The 15,775-nt window shown below is 64.0% G+C and carries 11 protein-coding genes; 6 read left to right on the top strand and 5 right to left on the bottom strand.

The window, feature by feature from the left end; all coding sequences use genetic code 11:
- The first annotated feature begins 24 nt into the window (after nt 1-24).
- The 6 genes from KB554_RS10500 to KB554_RS10475 all read left to right on the top strand — a co-directional run bounded on the left by KB554_RS10500 (nt 25) and on the right by KB554_RS10475 (nt 7,570).
- Nucleotides 25-2,643 (top strand): UvrD-helicase domain-containing protein, encoded by a 2,619-nt coding sequence (locus KB554_RS10500; protein WP_211036006.1) that lies wholly within the window; start codon nt 25-27, stop codon nt 2,641-2,643.
- A complete protein-coding gene (locus tag KB554_RS10495) occupies nt 2,640-3,581 on the top strand; it encodes a glycosyltransferase (RefSeq protein ID WP_333844592.1) in 942 nt (313 codons plus the stop codon). The genes KB554_RS10500 and KB554_RS10495 overlap by 4 nt, the downstream gene beginning before the upstream one ends.
- Entirely contained in the window at nt 3,578-4,237 is a 660-nt protein-coding gene (gene nth, locus KB554_RS10490; protein WP_211036005.1) for an endonuclease III, read from the top strand. Before KB554_RS10495 ends, nth begins: the two co-directional genes overlap by 4 nt.
- A 192-nt stretch (nt 4,238-4,429) precedes the next feature.
- Complete coding sequence (locus KB554_RS10485; protein WP_141428419.1) at nt 4,430-5,461, top strand: DHH family phosphoesterase; 1,032 nt, start codon at nt 4,430-4,432, stop codon at nt 5,459-5,461.
- A gap of 5 nt (nt 5,462-5,466) precedes the next feature.
- On the top strand, nt 5,467-6,354 hold the full coding sequence (locus KB554_RS10480) for a LysR family transcriptional regulator (protein WP_211036003.1): 888 nt from the start codon (nt 5,467-5,469) through the stop codon (nt 6,352-6,354).
- 145 nt (nt 6,355-6,499) lie between these two features.
- Nucleotides 6,500-7,570 (top strand): YeiH family protein, encoded by a 1,071-nt coding sequence (locus tag KB554_RS10475; protein ID WP_211036001.1) that lies wholly within the window; start codon nt 6,500-6,502, stop codon nt 7,568-7,570.
- A 128-nt stretch (nt 7,571-7,698) separates the two neighbouring features.
- Here KB554_RS10475 and KB554_RS10470 read toward each other — a convergent pair whose 3' ends face one another.
- From KB554_RS10470 to KB554_RS10450, 5 genes are all read right to left on the bottom strand, one after another.
- Nucleotides 7,699-8,265 (bottom strand): GNAT family N-acetyltransferase, encoded by a 567-nt coding sequence (locus KB554_RS10470; RefSeq protein WP_141428422.1) that lies wholly within the window; start codon nt 8,263-8,265, stop codon nt 7,699-7,701.
- A 263-nt stretch (nt 8,266-8,528) separates the two neighbouring features.
- A complete protein-coding gene (locus tag KB554_RS10465; RefSeq protein WP_141428423.1) occupies nt 8,529-10,010 on the bottom strand; it encodes a hypothetical protein in 1,482 nt (493 codons plus the stop codon).
- 12 nt (nt 10,011-10,022) lie between these two features.
- Nucleotides 10,023-10,931 carry a DUF4843 domain-containing protein gene (locus KB554_RS10460; RefSeq protein ID WP_211035999.1) on the bottom strand — a complete coding sequence of 303 codons (909 nt, stop codon included), beginning with the start codon at nt 10,929-10,931 and terminating at the stop codon, nt 10,023-10,025.
- Between the two features lie 13 nt (nt 10,932-10,944).
- Nucleotides 10,945-12,384: a RagB/SusD family nutrient uptake outer membrane protein gene (locus KB554_RS10455; RefSeq protein ID WP_211035997.1), complete on the bottom strand. Its 1,440-nt coding sequence runs from the start codon at nt 12,382-12,384 to the stop codon at nt 10,945-10,947.
- A gap of 13 nt (nt 12,385-12,397) precedes the next feature.
- Complete coding sequence (locus tag KB554_RS10450; RefSeq protein ID WP_141428426.1) at nt 12,398-15,724, bottom strand: SusC/RagA family TonB-linked outer membrane protein; 3,327 nt, start codon at nt 15,722-15,724, stop codon at nt 12,398-12,400.
- Nucleotides 15,725-15,775: the final 51 nt, after the last annotated feature.

Genomic DNA, 15,775 nt, shown 5'->3' with positions numbered 1-15,775 from the left:
CCGATTCTTATTAACTTTGCCCGCATGGAATCCAACGAATCGAAAATCCTGCAAGGGCTCAATCCGGCCCAGCGGGACGCCGTGGTCAATTTCGACTCCCCGTCGCTCATCATCGCCGGGGCCGGCTCGGGCAAGACCCGCGTGCTGACCTCGCGCATCGCCTACATGATCGAGCGGGGCGTGGCGCCCTTCAACATACTCGCCCTGACCTTTACGAACAAGGCCGCCGAGCAGATGCGCGAACGCATCGCGCAGATGCTGCCCGACAACCGCAGCCGCCATATCCGCATGGGAACCTTCCACTCGGTCTTCTCGCGCATCCTGCGCGAAAACGCCGGACGGATCGGCTTCCCCGAGTCGTTCACGATCTACGACTCCTCGGACAGCCGGAACCTGGTCAAGACCGTGGTCCGCGAGCTGAACCTTCCGGACGAGAAGTACAAGCCCAACGCCGTGGCTTCGCGCATATCCTATGCCAAAAACTGTCTGGTGACCCCCGGGGCCTATCTGGCCAATTCGGCCTATGCGGCCGAGGACCGGCAGATGCAGATTCCCGAGTTCGGCAACATCTACAACATCTACTGCCGGCGCTGCAAACACAACGGGGCGATGGACTTCGACGACCTGCTGCTGCAAACCAACGTGCTGCTGCGCGACTGTCCGGACGTGCTGGCGCGCTACCAGGAGCAGTTCAAATACATTCTGGTGGACGAGTACCAGGACACCAACTATGCGCAGTACGTCATCATCCGCCGTCTGTCGCAGACCCATTCGAAAGTCTGCGTCGTGGGCGACGACGCGCAGTCGATCTACTCGTTCCGCGGGGCCAAGATCGAGAACATCCTCTCTTTCCAGAAGGACTACCCCTCGGCGAAGGTCTTCAAGCTCGAACGGAACTACCGCTCGACGCGCACGATCGTCGATGCGGCCAACTCGGTGATCGTCCGCAATTCGAAGCGCATGGAGAAGCACTGCTTCTCGGAAGGGGCCGAAGGGGAGAAAATCCGCATCCTGAAGGCCTACACCGACCGCGAGGAGGCCGAGATGGTCGTTTCGGACCTGCGCGACAAGGTGCGTGCGGCGGGCGCCGAATGGTCCGAGGCGGTGATTCTCTACCGCACGAACAACCAGTCGGCCGTGCTGGAGGACAACCTCCGCCGCCGCGGCATCCCCTACCGCATCTACAAGGGTTCGTCGTTCTACGACCACAAGGAGATCCGCGACATGCTGGCCTATATCCGGCTGGTCATCAACCCGCGCGACGACGAGGCGTTCCGGCGCATCGTGAACTACCCCGCGCGGGGCATCGGCGACACGACCGTGCAGCGCATCGCGCAACTGGCCGCCGAACGGGGCGTGTCGATGTGGGAGGCGGTCGATGCGCTGGTCGCCGAACCCGCGGCCGACGCCGTGCAGCGGGCCATCGCCCGCAAGGCGGCCGACTTCGTGGCGATGATCCGTTCGCTGTCGCTGGCCCGCAACGACAAGGGACTGTACGACTTCGGCCTGGAGATCGCCTCGCGGTCGGGCATTCTGGCCGCCTACCGTGCGGAGAACACGCCCGAGGCGGCTTCGGCGCTGGACAATATCGAGGAGCTGCTCAACTCGATGCAGGAATTCAGGGAGCGCTGCGACGCCGAAATCCGCAACGGCGAGCGCAGCCCCGGGGAGGAGGCCACCATCGAGGAGTGGTTGCAGCAGATGATGCTGATGACCGACATGGACAAGGACAACCCCGAGGACCGGAACAAGGTGACGCTGATGACGGTCCATTCGGCCAAGGGGCTCGAATACGAATACGTTTACATCGTGGGCATGGAGGAGAACCTCTTCCCGTCGCTGCGGGCCGCCGAGTCGGCCGACGGCATCGAGGAGGAGCGGCGGCTCTTCTACGTGGCCCTCACGCGGGCCAAGGTCGCGGCGACGCTCTCCTATGCCGAGATGCGTTTCCGGTGGGGCAACATGGAGTTCTCGCGGCCGAGCTGCTTCCTGCGCGAGATCGACCCGCGGTATGTGGAGTCCGACGTCGATTTCGCTCAGGAGGCGGTGCGCCGCCGGGCCGACGACGGGGAGGGCCCCTCGGCGCTCGACGAGCTGCGCCGCCGGTACGACTACCGTTACCAGCAGCGGCGGCAGGACGGCGCGGGCGGTTACGGCGGTCCGCGCGGCGGCAATGCCGGCGTCCGGTCCGGAGGAGGTCCGGACGCGGCGGGACGGGGAGCCTACGGCGGCGGTTCGGCCGGCCGGAGCGCTTACGGCGGCGGCCGTTTCGGCGCCCCCTCCGACGGCGAGTCGGGCGTTGCGCGGCGTTTTCCGCGCCCGGCGCAGCCGCAGTCGCAACCCCGCGCGCAGCGTTCCGCCGCGCCCGATCCGGCGCTGGTGCAGCCGCCGCGCCCCTCGGTGGACGGAATGCGCCGCGTCGGCGTGCGGCAGGCGATGGACGGCGGACCGGCGGTCGGGAGTGCGGCGCCCGCGAGCGGCGGATATGCCGTGGGAGAGCGTGTCGAGCACCCGAAGTTCGGGGTGGGCATCGTGCGCCGCATCGAGACCCTGGCCACGGACCACAAGCTGGTGGTGGCGTTCGACAACGCCGGCGAGAAGACGCTGCTGGCCAAATTCGCCAAACTGACCAAACTCGGATGACGATGCAGACGCCGCTCGTATCGGTCTGCATGACCGCCTACAACCACGAACCCTACCTGCGGGAGGCGATCGAAGGGGTGCTCGCGCAGCGGACGGATTTCGCCGTGGAGCTGGTCGTGGGCGAGGATTGCAGCACGGACCGCACGCGGGCGATCGCCGAGGAGTACGCCGCCGCCTGCCCCGGCCGCGTGCGGCTGGTGACGGGGCCCGGAAACATCGGCTGGCGGGCCAACTACCTCCGCACCTTCGAGGCGTGCCGCGGGAAGTACGTGGCCTACTGCGACGGCGACGACTGGTGGTGCGACCCCGGGAAGCTGCAGCGGCAGGTCGATCTGCTGGAGGCCGACCCGGCGTGCGGCATGTGCTACACGCGGGCCGACAACTTCTATCAGGCCACGGGCCGCCGGGAGCCGGACGAGGAGGTGCACTTCACCGATTTCGGCCGCCTGCTCCGCAGTCTGACGATCTGCAACTGCACGACCGTGGCGCGGCGGGAACTGATCGCCCGCTATTACGACGAGGTGCGCCCCGCGGAGCATCCCGAGTGGTGTACGGACGACGCGCCGATGTGGCTCTGGTTCGCGGCCCGCAGCCGGATCGGCTACCTTCCGGTCGTGACGGCCGTGCACCGCCGCCTGCCCGACAGCGTGAGCCACAGCACGGCCTACCGCCGGAGGATCGCCTTCTGCGACTCGCTCATGGACATAAGCCTCTGGTTCGACGCCCGCTACGGCGACGGCAGCCGCCGCTTCGCCCTGCTGCGCAAGCGCTCCTCCGTGGCGTTGTGGGTGCTGTCGTACAACGGTCCGGTCGGGGAGTACCTCGCCCGCTGGTGGCGCGACCTGCGCGCCTGTCCCCGTCTGGCGCTCTGCCCCGAAGGGGCGGGGCTGCTGGTGAAGAAGATTCTGTTCCGCCGATCCAAAAAGAAGAAGATATGACTGTCAGACAGCGTTACGACGGCATCGTCGCCTGGTTTTCGGAGCACATGCCCGCGGCCGAAAGCGAATTGCGCTACAAGGACCCCTACCAGTTGCTGGTGGCGGTGATCCTCTCGGCGCAGTGCACCGACAAGCGGGTGAACATGACCACGCCGGCCCTGTTCGAAGCCTTCCCGACCCCGTTCGAGATGGCGAAGGCCACGGCCGAAGAGATTTATCCCTACATCCGGAGCATTTCCTATCCCAACAACAAGGCGAAGAACCTCGCGGCGATGGCGCGGATGCTCTGCTCGGAGTTCGGCGGCGAAGTCCCGTCCGATCTGGAGCAGATGCAGCGGCTGCCCGGCGTGGGCCGCAAGACGGCCAACGTGCTCGGGGCGGTGTTGTGGCAGAAGGAGGTGATGCCGGTCGATACGCACGTCTTCCGCGTGTCGGAGCGCATCGGCCTCACGACCGGCTCGAAGACGCCGCTCCAGACCGAGCTGACGCTCGAGAAGCATATTCCGGGCCATCTGCTGCCCGTCGCGCATCACTGGCTGATCCTGCACGGCCGCTACGTCTGTACGGCCCGTGCCCCGAAGTGCGGCGAGTGCGGCATCAGCGCGTGGTGCCGGAAGTACGCCGCCGACCGCCGGGCGGAGCGGGATGGGGAGTAGCCCCCTGAATGGCGCTCCCTGCGGGTTTGCGGCGTAGTCCCGCGTGGTTTCCGGGCGGATGTCGGGAGAATTTCCGGCCGACGGCCGGAAAGCGGGCGGGTGCCGCGCATCCGCGGGCCGCACGGCGGCGGTTTGGTATCTCCCTCTTTTTTGTTACCTTTGTCCGACTGTTATTAGCGAAGGAGGTCCGGAATGAAGTTATCGGAAAAGCATATCGGCTCACTGCGGGAGCTGCTCGCGCGGCCCCGGCTGCGGATCGTGACCGTCTCCCACGCCAACCCCGACGGCGACGCCGTCGGTTCGTCGCTCGCCTGGGCCGAGGTGCTGCGGGGACTGGGCCACGAGGTGACGTGCATCGTGCCGAACAAATACCCCTATTTCCTCGACTGGATGCCGGGCATCGGCGAGGTCGTGGTCTTCAAGACCGACGCCGAAGGGCGCGCGGCGAAGGCCGTGGCCGAGGCGGATGCGATCTTCTGCCTCGATTTCAACGCCGTCTCGCGTCTCGAGATCCTGAGCGCGACGATCGAGGCGAACACGACGGCCTGCCGCGTGCTGATCGACCACCACCTGCAACCCGACGAGGGTTTCGACATCGTTTTCTCGCATCCCGAGGCGTCGAGCACCTGCTTTCTGGTTTACTGCCTGGTCGAGGCCCTCTACGGCCGGGAGGCGGTGACGCGGCGGATGGCCGAACTGCTCTACGTCGGGATGATGACCGACACGGGCAACTTCGCCTTTTCGCACCTCACGCCCGAGCTGTTCCGCGCCGTGGCCGCGCTGGCCGAGACGGGCATCCGGATTCCCGAAATCTACAACAACGTCTATAATGCCTACACCGAAGGCCGCGCGCGGCTGTTCGGCTATGCCATCAACCGCAAGATGAACCTCATAGAGGACGGTACGGTGGCCTACATGTCGCTGATGGAGAACGAAATGCGCCGTTTCCAGTTCCAGCAGGGCGACAGCGAGGGGTTCGTCAATTACGCCCTGACGATCAAGAAGGTCAAAATGTCGGCCATGTTCCTCGCGCACCGCAAGTTCATCCGCATCTCCCTGCGTTCGCGGGGCGACGTGGACGTCAATCTCTTCGCCCGCAGGTATTTCAACGGCGGCGGACACAAGAACGCCGCGGGCGGCAAGTCGTTCCTGACGATGCAGGAGACGATCGACCACTACGTGCGCTCCGTGCGTGAGTTCGCCGAAGAGGGCCGTCTCGGCTGACGGCCATGGACGATTTCCGTCTGAAAGTCTTCATCACGGCGGCCCGGACGCTGAGTTTCACGCGGACCGCCGAACGGCTCTATATCTCCCAGCCCGCCGTGAGCAGGCATATCGGCGAACTGGAATCGCGTTACAGGGTTCCCCTCTTCGTCCGCCGCGGCAGCCGCCTGGAGCTGACCGCTGCCGGGCAGGTGCTGCTCGAGGCCGCCGGACGCATCTCCGACGACTACCGCCGGCTGGAGTACGAAATGAGCCTCTGCGCGAATCAGGCCGAGGGCGAGCTGCGCCTCGGAGCCAGCACGACCATCGCACAATACCTGCTGCCGCCGGCGCTGGCGCGCTTCACGGCGCGTTTTCCCGGCGTGCGGGTTTCGGTCCTGTCGGGCAACAGCGGCCAGATCGAACGGGCGCTGGCCGACCGCGAGATCGACCTGGGCATGGTCGAGAGCGTCAGCCGCCGGCAGGGGTTGCACTACACGCTCTTCCGGCCCGACGAGCTGGTGCTGGTGGCGCGTCCGGGCGGGAGGTTCGCCCGCACGGAATCCGTGACGCCCGAGGCGCTGTGCCGGATTCCGCTCGTGCTGCGCGAGGACGGCTCGGGGACGCTCGAGGTGATCGCCGCGGCGCTGGCCGGGGTCGGACTGCGGCTCTCGCAGCTCGAGGTGGCGATGCGGCTGGGCACGACCGAGGGAATCAAGTCCTTCGTCCGCAACAGCGACGCGATGGCCCTCGTGTCGGTGATCTCGGTCGTGGACGAGCTGCGCAGCGGGGCGCTGCGGATCGTGGACATCGAGGGACTGACCCTGACGCGCGACTTCTCGTTCGTGCACCTCGCGGCGGAGCCCGCGCCGCTCGCCCGGCAGTTCGCCGACTTCGCCCTGTCCGGTCTCTGACGGTCCGGCGCCCTCCGTCATAACACGAAGTTATTCCGCATAACGAAATCTTGTTGTATTTCAGGCGTAAACGCGCGATCTTTGCCTCCGGTATTCTTGAAAAGTCGTCGGGAGGCGTCTCCTCCGACTCAAATTGCGAAACGTTATGCTGGAAAAAGGTAACAGAGCCAATACGCTGCACGGGATTCTGCTCATTGCGCTCTTTTCGTTCGCGGCGTTCTACATCGCCGGATTCCCCTTCGTCGAACGGCTCTCGCTCAGCCCTCTGATCGTCGGCATCGTGCTGGGGATGCTCTATGCCAACAGCCTGCGCAACCGGCTTCCCGAAACATGGGTTCCGGGCATCCGGTTCTGCACGAAACAGGTGCTCCGCTGGGGCATCGTTCTCTACGGTTTCCGCCTGACGCTGACGCAGGTGGCGGCCGTCGGGCTTCCGGCCGTCGCGGTCGATCTGGTCGTCGTGGCGGGAACGCTTCTGGGCGGCGTCGCGCTCGGGCGGCTGCTGGGAATCGACCGCGACACGGCGCTGATGACCTCGACGGGCAGTGCGATCTGCGGCGCGGCGGCCGTGCTGGGCGCCGAGCCGGTGGTGCGGTGCGAAGGGTACAAGACCGCCGTCGCCGTCTCCACGGTGGTCGTTTTCGGCACGCTCTCCATGTTCCTCTATCCGGTCATGTACCGCACGGGCCTGCTCGGCGGCATGACCGACACGGAGGTGGCCGTCTATACCGGAAGCACGCTGCACGAGGTGGCGCACGTGGCCGGGGCGGGCAATGCGATGGATCCGACCGATGCGCTGGGCATCGCCGGGGTGGCCACCATTACCAAGATGATCCGCGTCATGCTGCTGGCCCCCGTGCTGGTGGTCATGAGCCTGCTGCTGGCGGGCCGGCGGCGTACGCCGGGCGGAACGGAAACGCGGGGGCGGATCGCCGTGCCGTGGTTCGCCTTCGGGTTTCTGGGTGTGATCTGCCTCAATTCGCTGCTGCAATACGTGTGCGGTGCGGAGAGCGTCCGGGAGATTCCGCTCAACGGCGCCGTCGAGTACCTCGACACGTTCCTGCTGACGATGGCCATGACGGCGCTGGGGACGGAGACGAGCATCGACAAGTTCCGTCAGGCCGGGGCGAAACCCTTCGTGCTGGCGGGGCTGCTCTACGTCTGGCTGGTTGTGGGAGGGTATTTCGTGACGAAGGGGCTGGTCGGCATGTTTTAGGACCGGTCCCGGTCCGGAAATGCGAAGCGGGCGGAACCTCCGGAGGTTCCGCCCGCTTTCCGTGTCGTTGCGGCGGGAACAGGTTCGGACCGCATGCGGTTGCCGTTGCCGGGGAGGTCCGGTTCCGCCTACGGAAGCCGGGGAAGCTGCGGGGCCTCGTGCTCGGTGTAGCGCAGCACCGTCTCGCGGACGAAATCGGCGAAGCGGCGGGCCTCGTCGTCGGTCAGCGGCGAAGGATAGCTCATCAGCACCAGCCTGTGCTGCTCGAAGGGGCGGCGGAACGAAGGGTGGATGTACTCGTGCGGATTCTCGACGAAGCCGAGCCGCCGGTAGAAATGCAGCCGCCGGATCGAGATTTCGTCCGCCGGAGGATCGATCTCCAGAATGACGCGCCGGCCTTCGCAGAAGGCCGCGAGGGCCTTCGAACCCATGTTCCGGCCGCGCAGGGCGGGCGATACGGCGAGGTGTTCGACATAGTGCCATCCGTCGCCCTGCCAGTGGTAGAGGATGCCGACGAACTCGTCGCCGCACCAGATGCCGTCGGCCCGGAAGTGCGGATCCCGGAGGGCGCGGACGTGGTCCTCCTCGGAGCGCTGCTCCTTGTAGGGGAACGACCGGCGATAAATCTCCATCGCTTCGGCCCATCCCCTGTCGGCGGGGGAGGTAAAGGGGATGAATTGCAGTTCTTCTGTCATGGTTCCGTATTTTTCCCGCAAGATACGACGAATTCCGTACATATCCTAATCCGCCGCCGGGGGAGGCGGGACCGCATCCCGGCGGGGAGGGGCTCCGGCGTCCGGTTTCCGGAATTTCCGCAGTGCCTGCCTCCCCGGTTCTCCGGATGTCTTCCCGATTTTCCGGATATTCTGCTCCGGAATGCCGGCCGTCTGCGCCCTGCCATGCGAAGACGCCCCTTCCGGAGAACCGGAAGGGGCGTCCTGCGCTGCGTGCCGCCGCGTCAGTTCGACGTGGGGAATTTGTAGGTCACGGCCACGGGCTTCTCGCAGATGCCTTCATACTTTTTCACCTGCTCCAGCGTCTTCAGGTTGTAGATGTAGAGGCTGCCCGGCTTGCGGTCGGTCGCCGCGGGGTTGTAGGTGGCGATCAGCAGCAGGTCGTCATCCACGGTCGTGGCCGAGGTGGAGGGCATGGCGTTCGAGCAGATGGCCATGATCCGTTCGCCTTCGGGAAGCGTGATGTCCGGCCGGTCGCCCTCGGCCGGAAGCGTCGGGGTGACGCTGAGCATCGCCCAGTGGTAGATTTTGTCGTCGTAGTTGTAGTAGATGTTGTTGCTTACCTTCGTCGGGACCATCGTGGAGTTCCGGTCGATCAGCATGGGGCGCGACTCGTCGTATTCGAGCACGGTGCTCTGCGACGAGATGCCGGAGTTGGACTTGATGATCTGCACCTTGCGCGGCTCTCCCGCCGTCGAGCGGGCGATGACGTAGTACTCCTCCGTGCCCACGCGGGTTCCGGCGGCGTTGATTACCTCGTAACCGTCGGGGACGCCGAATCCCTTGATGTTCGAGTTCGGAAAGCCCACCACGCCGCTCTCGCTGAACATGAGCGGCACGCGCGTGCCCTGCACGGTGTTGGCGTAGTAGCTCTGGTAGCCGTATTTCACCGGATAGGGCGTCTGACGCACGGCGAGCAGGTCGGAGGCGAATTCGTAGCGGTAGGCCTTTCCGTCGTCGCCGATGACGTAGGAGTAGTGGCCGCGCGAAGTCTTTTCGCCCAGAATCCTGCCCGTGCGTGTGCCGTATTCGTCCATCGCACGGAGCCGGAACGTCACCTCCAGCGAGGTGGGGTCGAGGTGGTAGATCGACCCTTCTTCGTCGCCCGAGGTGATGAGCACGCCCGATTCGGACGAAGAGGAGAATACATAGACGTCGCGCAGGTCACGGAATGCGTAGCTCGGGTTGATCGTCGCCAGCAGGTCCTCCCAAACCTCCTGGGCGCCCTCGGCCTCCTCCTGCGGCGAGCGTTTCTTGACGAAGGCCATCGAACCCTTGCCCTCTTCGTCGTTGCAGAGGATCAGGTACCCTTCGTCGAATCCCGCCTGCACGCGCAGTTCGTAGTAATGGAAGCCGACGCTCTCGCCGTTGTCCACCTTCAGGCGCAGCACGTAGCTGCCCGCGCTGTTGAAGGTGTAGTCGAGCGTGGGCGAGTCGGAAAGGTAGATCGAATCGGCCATCCCCGGGAAATCGCCTTCGGGTTTGCCGTAGGCCCATTCGCAGGCGACCTCGCGGTCGTTGGCGCTCTCGATGCGGATGCCGTCGAGACGGAGCGTCTCGGTCGCTTTCGCATAGATCACCTCGTCCACGCCGCTGACCGTCACCGGGGCCAGCTCGCGGTAGTGCTCCTCCTCGATTCCGTAGCAGGAGATCAGCGCCGTGCCGCAGAGAAGCGGCAGCAGGTATTTCAGTATCTGTCTTGTCATGGTAGCTCGCTGTTAATAGTTATACGCGGGGTCGCGCCAGCCCTTCGTCGTGACGCTCACGGACTTGTCGGTGTAGACTTCGGCGTCGGGGAAATTCTCCTTGTAGTAGTCGAACGTCGGACAGAGCACGTAGCGTACCCAGGCCAGTTTCTGCGGATTGTTGCTCCGGACCATGAATCCCATGGTCAGGTCCGCCTGTCCGCCCGTGGTGGTCGTGTAGTGTTCGTTGTCGATGTTCTCGCCGAACTGCTCGACCATCGTCTTGTAGAGCGAGGGGTTCGTATCCTCGATGCCGTGGTAGAACTCCAGCACCTTGCGGTACTTGTCGGGCGTGAAGTTGCCCAGGTACATGTACCACTCGTTCTCGGCGTCGTAACGCCACCAGATCGGGCAGGTGGGGGTGCCGTCCGAGATGAGTACGCGGAAGACGTTGCGCGGGACGCCTTCGAACAGGTCGGTCTCGACGATCTGGAGCACGAGCGAGGCGGTTTTCGTCAGGATCTTCTCCGAGCGCTTCGCCGTGACGACGATCTCGCCTTCGACCTCGCCGGCGGGAATGACCAGCTCGCCCAGCGTGTAGTCCTCGCCTTCGACGGCATCGACCAGTTCGCGCTGCACGCCGCCCGAGATGTAGTTCGTCGTGGTGTCGTGGATCGCCGCGACCTCGAACGTGCGGTCGCGGTCGGAGACCGTGCCCAGCAGTTTGACCGGGACCTTCCGCTGGATCTCCTGCACCGTCTCGTCGTAGATGGCGAACGAGATGTCGGTGGAGATATACTGGTCGAGGTTGAGCGGACCCTCCGTGAAATAGAGCTTGTTTTTCTGCGACGTGTCGTATTTCAGCCACGTATCGCCGCAGGAAACCGCTCCGGCGGTGACGGCCAGCAACAGGGCCGTATCGAAAAGGAATGAACGTTTCATAAAGCCTCGTCGTTTAGTTTCGGTAATTGTCCTCCACGCTTTTCGGAATGGGAATCGTATAGGTGGCGTCGTCCGTGCCGGAGAAGACGCCCATGCCCGGAAGCTCCACGTCCGACTGGAGGTGCTTCATGTCGAAGAAACTCTCGCCGTCGGCATAGAACTCCTTGCGGCGTTCGTTGTAGATGTTCTCCTCGGTGATCGAACCTTCGCGGTCGGCGAAGGCGGTCAGCTCGCGCGACGTCACCACGTAGTCGAGGTATTCCACCGCCTTGTCGGGGTCCTTGGTGAGATTGGCCTCGGCGACGATGTAGTACATTTCGGGAATCCGGATCAGGCTTAGGCCCGGGATCGAGTTGCCGGTGTAGGTGGCGTTCGTCTCGCCGTTGGCGTACATTTTGCTGTAATGCTTGATGCACTGTCCCGTGCTGGTGTTGAACCAGAGGGTGTACCGCTTGTCGGTGCCGGCTTCGTCCGTGGCGTACACCTCCTTGTACTCGTCGGAGAGTTCGAGCGTGGCGCCGCTGTAGATGTGTTTGTCGTAGTAGTTCTTGAGGAACTGCGTCGAGTAGAGCCCGAAGAGGGTCTCCTGCATGTTGAGCGTGCCGGTCTCCACGGCATTCCACGCCTCCGCGGTCCGCATCAGGGGGAATTTCCCGCTGTCGATCACCTTTTCGGCATACTTTTCGGCCAGTTCCAGGTTGCCCGCCGTCCAATATACGCGGGCCAGCATCGCCTGCACGGCGTAGAGGTTCAGGTGGGTGATGCGGCAACTGGTGAAGCCGTCGGCGGCGTTGGTGCGCACCGGGGTGACCAGCTCCTCATCCTCGGCGAGGTACTTTTCGGCTTCGGTGAGGTCGCCGACGATCTCCTCGAACACCTTGTCGAGCGAGCTGTACGGGGTGACTTCGATGCCGTAGCTCTTCACGTAGGGAATGGCCTTGGCCTTGGCCGCGGTGTCGCCCGAGCCGGACGATACGGCGAAGAGGCGCACCATTTCGAAGTGCATGAAGGCGCGCAGGGCGAGCAGCTCGCCCTTGTAGAGCCTGATATGGGGATATACGTCGTCGGCTTTGGGCAGAATGTGCATCAGGGCCTTGTTGATGTGCCCGATCACCTTGTAGCCTGCCACCCAGATGTCTTCGGCGATGGTGACGGCGTCGTCGGTCGTCCACTGGCGCTGCACGGCGTAGGCCATCGGGTCGGTCTGCGGTATGGTGAAGTTGCCGATCATCGTCTCGGGGTATTCGAACGAGAGTTTGCGGCCGTAGAGGTCCTTGTCCGCGCCCATCTCGGCGTAGATGCCGTAGATGGCGTCCTCGCAGCCTTCGGCCGTCGCGTAAAGTTCCTTGTCGGTCACCTCCGATTTGGGATTGACGTCGAGGTAGGCCTCGCAGCCGCCCAGCAGCGGGAGCAGGGCCAACAGATAGAAACGGTATTTTTTCATGCGTGACATAATGCTGTGCGGTTTAGAAAGTGGGTCGGAACACCAGGTTGATCGTCCGGCTGTAGGGATAGCTCGTGCCGCGTTCGTACTTGACGGTCGAGAGGCGGAAGATGTCCGAGACGCCCACGCCGATGGCCAGCCGCTTGAAGCCGATGCGCTTGAGGAACTTGGCCTGGAACTCGTAGGTGAGCATCGCGCTCGAGAGCCACAGCTCGTTGAGGCGCTCGACGAAACGCTCCGAACTGTAGGAGGAGTCCTCCGGCCGGATCTCCTTGATGGCCAAGAAGCGCGAGAGGTCGCCCGGGCGCTTCCAGCGGTCGGTGAAGGCGCGTGCGTCCACGTTGTAGCGCGGGTCGATGTCCTCCACCTTGGACCAGAGCGTCTTGTTGTAGGTGTCGCCGCCGAACTTGTAGCTGAACACGAGGTTCAGCGACCAGCCCTTGTAGCGGAGCGTGTTGAGCCACGTTCCTTGCAGCTTGGGCTGCGTGTTGCCCACCACCACCTCGTCGTCCGCATCGTACCGGAAGGTGTATTCGCCGTTCCGGTCGATGAATATTTCCTGACCGGTCGCCGGGTCGATGCCGGCCGAGCGCACGGCGTAGATATCGTACTGCGAACCGCCTTCGCGGAAGCGCAGACGCAGCGGGCTGTCCTCCTCTATCTGGTACGACGTGTTCTTGAGCGTGGTGCTGATGCGGTTGATGCGGTCCTTCACGTGCGAACCGTTGATGACCGTCGTCCAGGCCCAGTTCTTGCTGCGGATCACCTGTGCGGCCACCGAAAACTCGTAGCCGACGTTCTGGTTCTCGCCGAAGTTCACGGTGATGTCCTCCGCACCGGTCGATGCCGGCAGGGGGATCGACATGAGCTGGTCCTTCGTGGTGTTGCGGAAGTAGTCGAAGCCGATGACCAGCCGCTCCTTGAAGAGGGTCATGTCGAGGCCGAAGTTGTTCTTCAGCACGCGTTGCCACTTCAGTTCGGGGTTGCCCATGCGGATCGGCACGGCGCCCACGCCCGTGTAATAGAGGTAGTCGTTGTCGTATTTGTAGGTCGTGATGGCCTGGTAGGGGTTTCCGGTCGTCTGGCCGTTGTAGCCCCACGACCACGTCAGGCGCAGCACGTCGATCCACTTGGCCCGCTCGAGGAATGCCTCCTTGTGGAGGTTCCATCCCAGACCGAACGACCACATGGGCGCGAAGCGGTTCTCCGAACCGTAGGCCGACGAACCGGAGGTGCGGTAGGAGATGTCGGCGAAGTAGCGGTTGCGGAAGTAGAAGTTGCCGCTGGCGAAGAATCCCACCTTGGCCAGGAGCGTCTCGGTGCCCGACGGCAGGGAGGACGGGCTGTACCCGAGCGCGTATTTGATGTCCGACAGGTCGTCCTTGAGGAAGCCTATCGCCGTGGTGTACGACGTGGTCGTATTGGTGTGCTGGATGTCGGCGCCGGCATTGACCACGAAGCCCGTGCCGCGGTCGTCGAGGTTGCGGCCGTAGTTGAGGACGATCTTGCCGTCGTAGTTGAAAGCCTTGCCCGTGCCGAGCCGGTACTCGCCCCGTTTGGCCGGATCGGTTTCACCGAGGTATGTCGCGTCCTCGGGCGAGGTGTAGCGGTCGTACTGGTTCGTCTTGATATCGACGTTGAACTGTCCGGTGATGAAGAAGTCCTTCGTGACGTACCATTTGGCGTCCACGGTGTTGCGCAGGGTCTGGTCGCGCGTGGTCTCGAAGCTCGACAGCGTGGCGTTGTAGAGCGGATTGACCTGATGGCCGTCGCCCGAGGTCGAGGTGTCCTCCGGATCGAAGTTGAAGGCCTTGACCAGGTTGCCGTACTCGTCGAAGGGCGTGTCGTAGGGGTTGAGCCGGGTGTAGGCGCTGAAATCGCCGTAGGGCGACTCCTTGGCGTCGGTGAGCGAGTAGTTGGCCGTGTAACGCAGCGTGAGCTTGTCGCGCATGTGGTAGCCGATCGAGAAGTTGAGCGTGTAGTTGCGGCGGTTGTCGCCCTTCATCACGCCGTACTTGTCGCTGAAGCGCAGCGAGGTGCGGTAGTCGATCTTCTGGGCGCGGCCGCTCAGCGACAGCGAGTGGGTATGGCTGAACGGAACGCGGAGCGGGGCGCGTATCCAGTCGGTGTTCACGCCCCGGCGCACGTTTTGCAGCTTGTAGGCGTAGGCTTCGTCCATCGAGCCGTTCTCCGTGGTGTAAAGTCCGGCCAGCCGCTCCAGCTCGAGTTTCTGCGCGGCGTTGCAGAGGTTCATCGAGCTGAGGTCGGGGATGCTCAGTTCGGGGACGAAGTTGTAGCTCAGGCGGGGCTTGCTGTCGGTCACCTGCTGGCGCTCGATGACGATCACGCCGTTGGCGGCGCGGTCGCCATAGACGATGGCCGCCTGGGCGTCCTTCAGCACGTCGATCCGTTCGATCTCGTACATGTCGAGGTCGTAGAGCTCCTCCATGGTGATCTCCGCGCCGTCGAGGATGATGAGCGGGTTGTTGTAGGCCTTCTCCTCGGCCGACGTGGCGATGGAGTTCGAACCGCGTATGAGGATTTCCGGAATGGCGTTGGGGTTCGAGCCGAGGGCGTTGTTGTCCACGACCACCATGCCGGGCGTCACGGCGCTGAGCGCCGTCATGATGTTGGTGTTCGAGATAGAGACGAGGTCCTCGCCCTTGATCGTCGTCACCGAGCCGGTGTAGGTGTTCTTGTTGCGGGTGAACATGCCGTTCACCACGACGTCCTCGATCTGTGTGCCGCCCTCCTTGAGCGAGACCTTCAGTCCCTTGGCCGAACCGGTCACGGCGATCCGGCGGCTCTCCATGCCGAGGAAGCCGATTTCGAGCACGGCCGGACTGGTCTTCGACGTGAAGGTGATCGAGAAGCGTCCGTCGCCGTCGGCGGAGACGCCCTGTCCGTTGCCGCCCTTCAGGATGACCGACGCACCGGCCAGCGGATTCTTGTTCGGGTCGTAAACGGTTCCCGAGACAGTGAACTTGCGGGTCTTGCCCGAGGTGTCGTAGATGACGACGAAGTCGTTCTCGGTCTCGTACTTGAAGTTCGTGCCTTCGAGGCATTTTCCGAGCAGCTCATAGACGCGGATGTTCTTGAAGTGGCCGGTCACGGCGGGCAGTTGCCGGATGTCTTCGGGATCGTAGGCGAAGCGGATGCCCTTCTTGCGGGTGATTTCGTCCAGTACGGCGGTCACGGGCGTCCCTTCGGCGTCGATCGTCAGCGTGGCGTTCATGTCCACGGGTTCACCCCCCCCCTGCGCCTGCGCCGTAAGGACCGCGCGGCACAACAGGGTCACGAGTAACAGCAGCCGGGGTATCCGGCTGAAACGGAACGTAAATGTGTGCATAGGCTTTGGGTTATGGACGGGCCGGCCCGCGGGGTCGGCCCGTCCGGGTTT

It is taken from the genome of Alistipes sp. Marseille-P2263, assembly GCF_018101075.1.
GTDB lineage: Bacteria > Bacteroidota > Bacteroidia > Bacteroidales > Rikenellaceae > Alistipes > Alistipes dispar.
This window is presented reverse-complemented; position numbering and strand designations above follow the sequence as displayed.